The following is a 9,785-nucleotide window of genomic DNA, read 5'->3' on the forward strand; positions in this document are numbered from 1 at the left end:
GTTTATGGCGAGCCTTGCGGTTCACTGCCAGAGTTGAGGTTCTTTTCAGTCGCCGCCATCAACTCACTGGCGCTGATCCCGAGCGCGGCAGCAATTTTCAGTATCAGGGGAAGCGTCGGCACATGCTCCCCGCGCTCGATCTTGCCCATGTGTGAACGCGATATTCCAGCCTGAAATGCAAAGTCGTCTTGAGCGACGCTTTGCGCGACGCGAGCGGCACGCACGGCCCGCCCGAAAGCTAATGCTGGTTCGGATTCATAGGTGGGTGTGCCAGGTGGACGACCTGGCTGAATAGTAAGCTTCTGCATCGACAGAAGCGTCAAACAATCCTCTTAAATTAACCACGTTAAACATATCGACGTTAAAGTTCTCTCTTTACTATGATGCTGGTTTGCCCTTGACTTACTTCGTCGCTTCTGTGGGTTCTCCATGGACAACATCACCAGCCAACCAGCCCACCTCAGGCTTGCGATAGCCACCGGCGTATCGTCATCTCAGCTTTCGGCGCTGCTCGCGCTGCAACGTGCGCAAGAGCCAGAGGTCCGCATCGCGTTCTTCGAGGTTGCAGGTGACGAGTTGCTTGATGGACTCCGTGAAGGCCGCTACGACGTAGGGGTGTCGCTTCAAGGATCGAGCGATCCGGCCATCCAAACCCAACCCTTGTGGAATGAGCACATGGCCGTTGCGATGCCGCTGCGGTTTCCATTGCTGGATCAGGCATCGCTCACCATCGCCGATCTACAGGACTACCCGATTTTTCGCTGGAGGGCTGAGACGTGTTCTTCGCTGGATCATCGGCTGCTCTCGCGCCCGCCTGCCGACCCGCAAAAACCTCAGTACGTGACGTCGTTCGAGATGATGGCGCTATGGGTTTCTGCCGGCTACGGTGTCGGGCTATCCGCGCAATCGCGCATCAAGCACGCCCATGGATGGGGAGTTAGCATGCGTCCCCTGGACGACGGCCCCTACGAGATCGTGACGCACCTGCATAGGCCCCAGGGGCAAGCGAACTCGGTTTCCGAGCGACTCGAGCGAAGGGCGCTGCAGATCGCAAAATCGGTCGCTTCCTGATCGCCGTGGCTGTCGGTAGCCGCCAGCGGAAGGCGTTGGAAGCTCGCCTTTCGTCAAGAGGGTTGAGGTGGTATACTGAAAGGCAATTTCTGGTCTGGGTAACCAGAAAAATCCTTTATTAATCAAAGGGTTGGTTGTCATAAGTGATTCCCTACGCCCGCTCCACTGCATCATTCTGCGGACTTCCGCAGAAGTCCAAGAGAGTCTGCAAGTCGTTGCCACACAAAGACTTTTTCTCTCTTTGACGTTCTGCTGTGGTCCACTGCGATCCGCCTACAGCCGGGACTTTTAAGTCCACAAACAAGTCCATTTTTGCGGGCGCGGCTGATTCCGGATTGTTGATGGAGAGGCGAGGTCGACGTGACCAGCATCTGGTTCCTGACTCATGTTCGGAGCAAGAGCATGGCACTCTCAGACCTGGCCGTTCGACAGGCCAAGGCGACTGGCAAGGCATACACCCTCCCTGACCTGGATGGCCTCTCCCTGGCCGTCACCGCTGCCGGTGGCAGGACTTGGCACTTCCGCTACTACTGGGCGGGCAAGCAGAAGCGGATGTCGCTCGGCACCTACCCGGAGGTGACGCTTCGCGAGGCCCGCAGCCTGCGCGACGAAGCGCGCGCCCTGCTGGCCAAAGGCACCAATCCTCGCGTTCACCGCAAGCAGAAGCGCACCGCTGTCCGGCTCGCCGACGAAAACGCCTTCGATGCGGTGTATCGCAAGTGGCTCAAGCATCGCGGGCTCAGCCTCAAGGAAGGCCGGCAGACGACCCTCTCGATACTTCCGCGCATCTTCGACAAGGATGTGCTACCCGCCTTGGGCAAGCGGTCGATCTATGAGATCAAGCGTCCCGACCTCTTGGAGGTGATCGCCAAGATCGAGAAGCGCAGGGCGCTCTCCGTCGCCGAGAAAGTCAGGACGTGGTTCAACCAACTGTTCCGCTACGCGCTGGTGATCGTGCCGGGCCTGGAACAGAACCCCGCCTCCGATCTCGATGTGGTGGCGCTGCCGCTGCCCCCCGTCAACCACAACCCGTTCCTGCGCATGGCCGAACTGCCGAAGCTGTTGCAGCGGCTACGCAGCTATCGCGGCAGGCGGCAGACCCAGCTCGGGCTGCGGCTATTGCTGCTGACCGGCGTGCGAACCGGCGAGCTGCGACAGGCGATGCCGGATCAATTCGATCTGGACCGGGGGCTGTGGATCATTCCGCCCGACGTCGTGAAGCAACTCCAGGTGGATATGCGCAAGAAGCGGCAGCAGCCGAAGGACATCCCGCCCTACATCGTGCCGCTGTCGATTCAGGCCATGGAGATCGTCCGGCACCTGCTCGATGAGTTCAAGCCGGCCCAGCGCTACCTGTTCCGGCACGACAGCGACTTGAAGAAGCGTATCAGCGAGAACACGCTCAATGGTGCGCTCAAACGCATGGGCTATCAGGAACGCCTGACCGGACACGGTATCCGTGGCACGATGTCCACTGCGCTCAACGAGATCGGCTACCCGAAAGTCTGGGTGGATGCACAGCTTTCGCATGTCGATCCCAACAAGGTCAGCGCGACCTACAACCATGCCGCGTACGTGGAGCAGCGTCGACGCATGATGCAGGACTGGGCCGATCGCCTCGACCTCTTCGAGCAGAACCAGGTCGAGGCGGCCAGCATGCCGCTCACCGTGCATCTGGAAGGCGTGCCCGCATTCCCCAGTGAGCAAACCGCAAGCGCGCCCTCTACGCCGGTTGCCGCTTCGCCAAGCCTGCTCGTGACGAAGCCGGGTGACGCCATGCCGTTGGTTTCTGCCGCCGCACATCGGCTGCCGGCAGTGCCGCCCCAGCGATCGGCCGCGCCGCTGGTACCTTCGGACATTCAGCGCGAGAGAATGGATTTGTTCGATGTCTTCGAAGCGCCGCACAACCTTCCCGTCGCTGCGTTTGCCAAGATAGCGGGCAAATCCCGCAGGTGGATCAGCTATGAGATCCAGGCGGGCAACTTGCTGGCTTTGAACGTGGGCAACCGCGGCCAGCGCGTGCCGGACTGGCACCTCGACCCGCTCAAGCACGAGCTGATCCAGTCTGTCCTGAAGCTGACCAGGGGTGCGGACCCTTGGCAGATCTACCATGCACTGCTGCAGCCGCGCTCGATGCTGCGGGGGCGCTCGGCACTGGAGGGCGTGACTGCCAGCAATCTCGACAAGCTCGTCATGGCCGTGAGCACAGCGGTGAAGGAAAGCGAATGGACCCCGCTGCGGGTCGGGGTCGTGTAGTCAAACAACGGGCCGGTAAGGGATGGCCTGGACATTATTCATATTAGTGATACTAATATTCATTTATGGTTTATTGACTATTAGAATACAGTCAATGATCATGGAACCATAAAACATATAAATAAAGAAGCTAGATCTATGGAACTTCTCGTACTACCGAACAATCGCCGCTTGCCTTTTGATTCCGGTGCCAACCTTTTGGAAGTGCTCCGTGAGCACCGTGTGGGTATTTCCTACAGCTGTATGTCTGGACGATGCGGTACTTGCCGCTGCCGAGTTATAGATGGCAGCGTCATTAGTTCGGCGGCGAAAAGCGGTGACTCAAATCGCATCGAAGAGCATTATGTACTCGCCTGTCAGTCAGTGCTCACCAGCAATTGCGCAATTGAGATCATAGACTCAGACGACATAGTCACTCACCCGGCGCGAATCATCAAAGGCATGGTTGTCGCCGTCGAGTCGCCCACTCACGATATTCGCCGCATCCGCATTCGCCTCGCCAAGCCCTTCGAGTTCTCACCCGGACAGTACGCGATGCTACAGTTCAGTCCCGAACATGTGCGTCCATATTCAATGGCTGGTCTGCCAGATGACCAAGAAATGGAGTTCCATATCCGCAAAGTGCCGGGCGGGCGTGTCACGGAGTATATTTTCGAGCACGTCCGCGAAGGTACAAGCATTAAGTTGAGCGGGCCTCTTGGTACGGCCTATCTGCGTCAGGCTCACACCGGGCCGATGCTGTGTGTGGGCGGCGGGACCGGACTCGCACCGGTGCTGTCGATTGTTCGCGGCGCGCTGAAGTCGGGAATGACGAACCCCATCCACCTTTATTTCGGGGTGCGCAGTCAGCAAGACCTTTACGACGCAGACCGATTGAACCAACTCGCGGCTATCCACCCTCAACTGACTGTCCATACAGTGATTGCGAAGGGCCCGATTAATGAGGGCCAGCGAGCCGGCCTAATTACCGATTTGATTGAAAAAGACATTCCCTCGCTGGCTGGGTGGAGAGCCTACCTGTGCGGCGCACCAGCGATGGTTGACGCTCTATGCACCGTCGCCAAAGTTCTCGGAATATCGCCCGAACATATTTATGCCGATGCCTTCTATCCCAGCGGGGTCTGAATTGCCCCGACCCTGCACCTCTGTACATCGAGAATTCATCAGGAAGACACTTAAATGAGCATCACTAACAACAGCCGCGTCTGAATATTTAGGACAGCTGGATGATCTCTAACTCCATCATTACCCCATTTGAAGATAGCTTTATGACAGAAAAATGGATTGACGCAGTCGCTCTTTATGAAATCCCTGAAGGTGACGTCCTCGGCGTGACAGTCGAAGGCAAGGAACTAGCGCTGTATGAAGTGGAAGGCGAAATCTACGCTACCGACAACCTGTGCACACATGGTGCCGCCCGCATGAGCGATGGCTTTCTAGAAGGCAGAGAAATTGAATGTCCTCTGCATCAAGGTCGATTTGATGTTTGCACAGGCAGGGCCTTGTGCGCCCCTGTGACACAGAACATCAAAACATACCCAGTGAAGATTGAGGGCCAGCGTGTGATGATTGATTTGAGCTGAGAATTTTAATAGGAGGCACCCCGGACCTTAGAGCGTAACCCCCCATTCGATCTTTTTAGGGACGGTCTGAAGTAGTCACGTATTTCTGGCTGACTTCAGCCCTGCCAATTTCAAAAGCGGCGATTCGTCTAAAAAACGATCGAACCATCCATTCTTTCTGGGTTTTTTTAGCCGCCGCGAGCACCTCGCGGCGGCCATTTCCCGCATTACAGGCGCACCTCTCCTGTATTCGCCAGTAAATGTCGGCGCGCCATCCACAGGTTCGACAGGGCGAACAGCGTCACCAACTGCGCCGTGTTCTTCACCAGCCCTCGAAAGCGAACTTTGGTGTAACCAAACTGGCGCTTGATCACCCGAAACGGGTGCTCGACCTTGGCCCGCACCTGCGCCTTGGCCTTCTCGACCTTGCGCTTGGCTTTGTAGAGCGGGCTGCTCTTGCCAAGCTTCTTGTAAGTGCTGCGGCGTGCCGCGACCTGCCAGATCACCGCCCGGCCTTCATGTTCGGAGCGCTTTTCGACGCCCGTGTAGCCGGCATCGGCGCAAACGACGTTTTCGTCGCCGTGCAGTAACTTGTCGACCTGAGTGACATCCGCCACGTTGGCTGGCGTACCGACTACGCTGTGTACCAGACCCGACTCATCATCCACCCCGATGTGGGCCTTCATGCCGAAGTAATATTGGTTACCCTTCTTGGTCTGGTGCATCTCCGGGTCGCGTTTGCCGTCCTTGTTCTTGGTCGAACTCGGCGCATTGATCAGCGTGGCATCGACGATGGTGCCTTGGCGCAGCGACAGGCCGCGATCTCCCAGGTAGCCATTGATCACGCCAAGGATACCGGCCGCCAACTCATGCTTCTCCAGCAGCCGGCGGAAGTTGAGGATGGTGGTCTCGTCCGGAATGCGCTCCAGGCTCAACCCGGCGAACTGACGCAGGATGGTGGTCTCGTACAGCGCTTCTTCCATCGCCGGATCGCTGTAGCCGAACCAGTTTTGCATCAGATGTACGCGCAGCATCGCCATCAGCGAATAGGCTGGTCGGCCGCCTTCGCCCTTGGGGTAATGCGGCTCGATCAAGGCAATCAAACCCTTCCATGGCACAACCCGATCCATCTCGATCAGGAACAATTCCTTGCGGGTCTGCTTGCGCTTACCGGCGTACTCGGCGTCGGCGAAGGTCTCTGCTTCATCGGAAACTCGGGTCTGTGGAGAGTCTGGGCATTTTGCCCGGAAGTCTTCTTCGGAGTTTCCTTAAATGAGCTTCCCCCGTTGCCAACCAATGTGCAAGCGGGCTGCGCAAGATCACTGCCGGTCGTATCGATCACCCCGGATTTTCACTCAATCCGAAAACAGCTCGAACATCAGTTGTCGCAACCAGATGTTGGCTAAATCCTTGTGATATTTTGCGTGCCAGAACATGTTAATGGGGATGTCTGGTAGGTCGATGGGGATTGGCAGCACATTCAAGCCGAAGGGCTCTACACAGCAGTCAGCGAAGCGCTCAGGTACGGTGGCGAGTAGCTCCGTATGCTGGAGGATATGGCCAACGGCGACGAAGTGCGGAACCTCTAGGCGAATGTCCCGCCGGATGCCAGCTCGCGCCATAAGGGAATCTACTTCGCCGTGGCCAGTGCTGGCGGCGATGACACGTATATGGCTGTAGGCACAGAAGCGCTCCAAGGTCAGTGGCTCTCTGGTGGCCGGGTGGTTCTTACGGCACAAGCACACGTAGCGGTTATGAAGAAGCCGACGCTGTAAGAAGCCGGCCTGTAGGTTGGGTAGCAGGCCTACGGCCAAATCTACTGTACCGTCTTGTAACGACTGTCCCAAACTCACCGAGCTGCCGCGTACCGTGCTGATTGTGCAATGGGGGGCCTTACGAGTGAGCGCATCTATTAACCGCGGCATGAAATATATCTCACCAATGTCGGTCATGGCCAAGGTGAAGGTACGCTCGCTGGTTAAAGGATCGAAGCGCTCTTCGTGATGTAGCGCTTCGCGCAGACTGTGCATGGCATGGGCGATAGGCTCAGCTAAATGTGCAGCATAGGGCGTAGGTTCCATGCCTTGGTGGGTACGCACGAACAGTTCGTCCTGCAGTGCGGTGCGCAGGCGCTTCAGGGCGTTGCTTACGGCAGGTTGGGTTAGGCCTAGGCTTTGCGCGACGATAGAGACACGCTTGTCGACCATCAACTGGTTGAATACTACCAGCAGGTTTAAATCCAGGTCATGCAGTTCCATGGAGCCTCGCTATGTTGGGACGTCGTCCTGCCAAAGCGGCAGCATCGTACATTCTGCCCATGAATATATAATATAGGGATTAGTGTATTTATCAATAGTTATGGCTTCGCTACTGTTGAAGATATCCCAATAATAAAGCCATGACAGGTATTGCATGAACGACATGAACGCTAAGAAACCAGCCTTGCGCGTCGCTATAGTCGGCGGCGGAATTTCAGGCCTTGCCTTGGCATTGAGCTTGTGCAAACACTCCCATCTTAATGTGCAGCTATTCGAGGCTGCCCCGGCGTTCGGTGAAGTCGGTGCTGGTGTGTCCTTCGGGCCTAACGCAGTGCGCGCCATTGTCGGTTTGGGTTTGGGTCAAGCCTACTTTCAGGTTGCTGATCGGACTCCGCAGCCTTGGGAGGATATTTGGTTTGAATGGCGGCGCGGTAGCGATGCCAGCTATCTAGGCGCCACCATTGCGCCGGGCGTAGGTCAGTCCTCTGCACACCGTGCTGATTTCCTTGACGCCCTAGTAAAACACCTTCCAGAAGGTATCGCCCAATTTAGGAAGCGTGCCACCCAAATCGAGCAGCAGGGTGATGAACTGCAAATGCTATTCGCCGACGGCACAGAGTACCGCTGCGATCTTCTAATCGGCGCCGACGGCATTAAGTCAGCGCTTCGTAGCTATGTGCTGGAAGGTCAGGGGCTGGATCATTTAGAACCACGTTTTAGCGGTACCTGTGCATACCGGGGCATGGTAGATAGCCTGCAACTGCGCGAAGCCTATAGAATAAATGGCATTGACGAGCACTTGGTGGATGTCCCGCAGATGTACTTAGGGCTCTATGGCCATATTCTTACCTTCCCGGTGAGAAAAGGCCGCATTGTCAACGTGGTAGCGTTCACCTCCGACCGTAGCCAGCCGGAACCGACTTGGCCCGCGGACGCTCCCTGGGTACGGGAAGCGAGCCAGCGCGAGATGCTCGATGCGTTCGCGGGCTGGGGCGATGCCCCGCGCGCCTTACTGGAGTGCATCCCGGCGCCAACTCTCTGGGCACTGCATGACCTGCCGGAACTGCCAGGCTACGTACACGGTCGGGTTGCCCTGATCGGCGACGCAGCGCACGCCATGCTGCCGCACCAAGGTGCCGGTGCAGGGCAAGGGCTTGAGGACGCCTATTTCCTCGCCCGGCTGTTGGGCGATAGTCGGACCGAAACAGGCAACCTCCCCGAGCTGCTTGGAGCTTACGACGACCTGCGCCGCCCTCATGCCTGTCGTGTGCAACGAACCACTGTGGAAACCGGCGAGTTATACGAGTTGCGCGACCCCATTGTAGGTGCGGACGAACAGCTGGTGGGGGAAATACTGGCGACTCGTTTCGACTGGCTATGGAACCATGATCTCGATGCCGATGTGGCTGAGGCCCGACTGCGCATGGGTTGGGAGGCGCATGAGCAAATTGCGCTGCGTCAAGGGTAAGAGGCCGTGTCGATAGTGGCTAAGGTTTCGAAGGCGAGTAATTGAAGTGTTTTCTGCGAACGGGTTACGTGATGCACATAGGCTTGCGTTTAGTGCTAGGTGCAAAATATCACTTTGTTTCAGCCGCTAGGCCGACGCCCATGGGAGCCGTTGGATCTGTAAATATAGTTAGATTCTGATCTAAGCACAGGCAGCCACCGCATTGGTGCCAGTGGACCGCAGATACCACGGTAGCCCATTAGGATTTCATACATGCTGCGCCAAAGAGCATCGCTAGAGAGAACAATGCAAACCAATAACAAGAGTTCGTTCCGTTACACCTTAATAATCAGCGCTCCCGCGATGACAATCAATACTTCCCTAGCAATCGCCAAACTGGTCAGGCCTTGTATTTGAGGTCCTGCAGCGGTGCCCACTGACGCACATGTCGACGGAGGCGGGATGCCAACGGTCTTTGAAATCACTGTACGGCCTGATGGGGAGAGCTTCGTCTGCCAGCCGCAGCAGTCAGTGCTTCGTGCTATGGAGGCCCAGAACAAGCACTGCCTACCAGTTGGCTGTCGCGGCGGCGGGTGCGGCCTGTGTAAGGTGCGGGTGCTGACCGGTGATTACGAATGCGGGCGTATGAGCTGCAAGCACGTACCGGTAGAGGCCCGCGAACAAGGCTACGCCCTGGCCTGCCGACTGTTTGCCCGTAGCGATCTATGTATCGAGCGTTATTCAAAGCCGTGCTATGAAAATACGGTCGACCCACAACAAAGAGAAAAGGTGACGTCATGAACAAAGGTATAATGCGCCCCGGCCATGTGCAGCTGCGTGTACTGGACATGAGCAAGGCCCTGGAACACTACGTCGAGTTGCTGGGCCTGATCGAGATGGACCGTGACGATCAGGGCCGTGTCTATCTCAAGGCTTGGACCGAAGTTGACAAATTCTCCGTGGTGCTACGCGAAGCCGACGAACCTGGTATGGATTTTATGGGTTTCAAGGTTGTGGATGAGGATGCTCTCCGGCAACTGGAGCGGGATCTGACGGCATATGGCTGTGCCGTTGAGCAGCTACCCGCAGGTGAACTGAACAGTTGTGGCCGGCGCGTGCGCTTCCAGGCACCCTCCGGGCATCACTTCGAGTTGTATGCAGACAAGGAATATACTGGAAAGTGGGGTGTGA

General features: G+C 57.1%; 10 protein-coding genes. 7 read left to right on the forward strand and 3 right to left on the reverse strand.

Going from position 1 to position 9,785, the window contains the following annotated elements; translation table 11 throughout:
* Window positions 1-2 precede the first annotated feature (2 nt).
* Window positions 3-323 (reverse strand): helix-turn-helix domain-containing protein, encoded by a 321-nt coding sequence (locus DBO86_RS07015; RefSeq protein WP_457926123.1) that lies wholly within the window; start codon window positions 321-323, stop codon window positions 3-5.
* 106 nt (window positions 324-429) lie between these two features.
* On the opposite strand from DBO86_RS07015, the gene DBO86_RS07020 reads away from it, so the two are divergent.
* The 4 genes from DBO86_RS07020 (at window position 430) to ndoA (ending at window position 4,910) form a co-directional block, all read left to right on the forward strand.
* Window positions 430-1,071 (forward strand): substrate-binding domain-containing protein, encoded by a 642-nt coding sequence (locus tag DBO86_RS07020; RefSeq protein WP_034000024.1) that lies wholly within the window; start codon window positions 430-432, stop codon window positions 1,069-1,071.
* Window positions 1,072-1,473: 402 nt separating this feature from the next.
* Entirely contained in the window at window positions 1,474-3,327 is a 1,854-nt protein-coding gene (locus tag DBO86_RS07025) for a tyrosine-type recombinase/integrase (protein ID WP_108233332.1), read from the forward strand.
* A 138-nt stretch (window positions 3,328-3,465) separates the two neighbouring features.
* Window positions 3,466-4,452, forward strand: a complete 987-nt coding sequence (locus DBO86_RS07030; protein WP_108233328.1) for a 2Fe-2S iron-sulfur cluster-binding protein — start codon at window positions 3,466-3,468, stop codon at window positions 4,450-4,452.
* 143 nt (window positions 4,453-4,595) lie between these two features.
* Entirely contained in the window at window positions 4,596-4,910 is a 315-nt protein-coding gene (ndoA, locus tag DBO86_RS07035) for a naphthalene 1,2-dioxygenase system ferredoxin NdoA (protein WP_009399901.1), read from the forward strand.
* A gap of 206 nt (window positions 4,911-5,116) precedes the next feature.
* Here the strand turns inward: ndoA and DBO86_RS07045 are convergent, their stop codons facing one another.
* Window positions 5,117-6,034 (reverse strand): IS5 family transposase, encoded by a 918-nt coding sequence (locus DBO86_RS07045; protein ID WP_108233329.1) that lies wholly within the window; start codon window positions 6,032-6,034, stop codon window positions 5,117-5,119.
* Window positions 6,035-6,244: 210 nt separating this feature from the next.
* Window positions 6,245-7,147, reverse strand: coding sequence for an HTH-type transcriptional activator NahR (nahR, locus tag DBO86_RS07050; protein WP_019752927.1), 903 nt, complete (start codon window positions 7,145-7,147; stop codon window positions 6,245-6,247).
* A gap of 154 nt (window positions 7,148-7,301) precedes the next feature.
* Here nahR and salA point away from each other — a divergent pair, with 154 nt between their 5' ends.
* The 3 genes from salA to DBO86_RS07065 all read left to right on the forward strand — a co-directional run.
* A complete protein-coding gene (gene salA / locus DBO86_RS07055; protein WP_059393005.1) occupies window positions 7,302-8,615 on the forward strand; it encodes a salicylate 1-monooxygenase in 1,314 nt (437 codons plus the stop codon).
* Window positions 8,616-9,056: 441 nt separating this feature from the next.
* Complete coding sequence (locus DBO86_RS07060) at window positions 9,057-9,395, forward strand: 2Fe-2S iron-sulfur cluster binding domain-containing protein (protein WP_003292091.1); 339 nt, start codon at window positions 9,057-9,059, stop codon at window positions 9,393-9,395.
* A partial coding sequence (locus DBO86_RS07065) for a VOC family protein (RefSeq protein WP_208630387.1) occupies window positions 9,392-9,785 on the forward strand: 394 nt, incomplete at its 3' end. The genes DBO86_RS07060 and DBO86_RS07065, both read left to right, overlap by 4 nt.

The sequence above is a fragment of the Ectopseudomonas oleovorans genome (genome assembly GCF_003052605.1).
GTDB classification, from domain to species: domain Bacteria; phylum Pseudomonadota; class Gammaproteobacteria; order Pseudomonadales; family Pseudomonadaceae; genus Aquipseudomonas; species Aquipseudomonas oleovorans_A.

What these genes read in the sequence shown, in the direction of transcription:
- ndoA (WP_009399901.1), top strand. Translation starts at nt 4,596, where the DNA reads ATGACAGAAAAATGGATTGACGCAGTCGCTCTTTATGAAATCCCTGAA.
- salA (WP_059393005.1), top strand. Translation starts at nt 7,302, where the DNA reads ATGAACGACATGAACGCTAAGAAACCAGCCTTGCGCGTCGCTATAGTC.
- DBO86_RS07020 (WP_034000024.1), top strand. Translation starts at nt 430, where the DNA reads ATGGACAACATCACCAGCCAACCAGCCCACCTCAGGCTTGCGATAGCC.
- DBO86_RS07060 (WP_003292091.1), top strand. Translation starts at nt 9,057, where the DNA reads ATGCCAACGGTCTTTGAAATCACTGTACGGCCTGATGGGGAGAGCTTC.
- nahR (WP_019752927.1), bottom strand. Translation starts at nt 7,147, where the DNA reads ATGGAACTGCATGACCTGGATTTAAACCTGCTGGTAGTATTCAACCAG.
- DBO86_RS07030 (WP_108233328.1), top strand. Translation starts at nt 3,466, where the DNA reads ATGGAACTTCTCGTACTACCGAACAATCGCCGCTTGCCTTTTGATTCC.
- DBO86_RS07025 (WP_108233332.1), top strand. Translation starts at nt 1,474, where the DNA reads ATGGCACTCTCAGACCTGGCCGTTCGACAGGCCAAGGCGACTGGCAAG.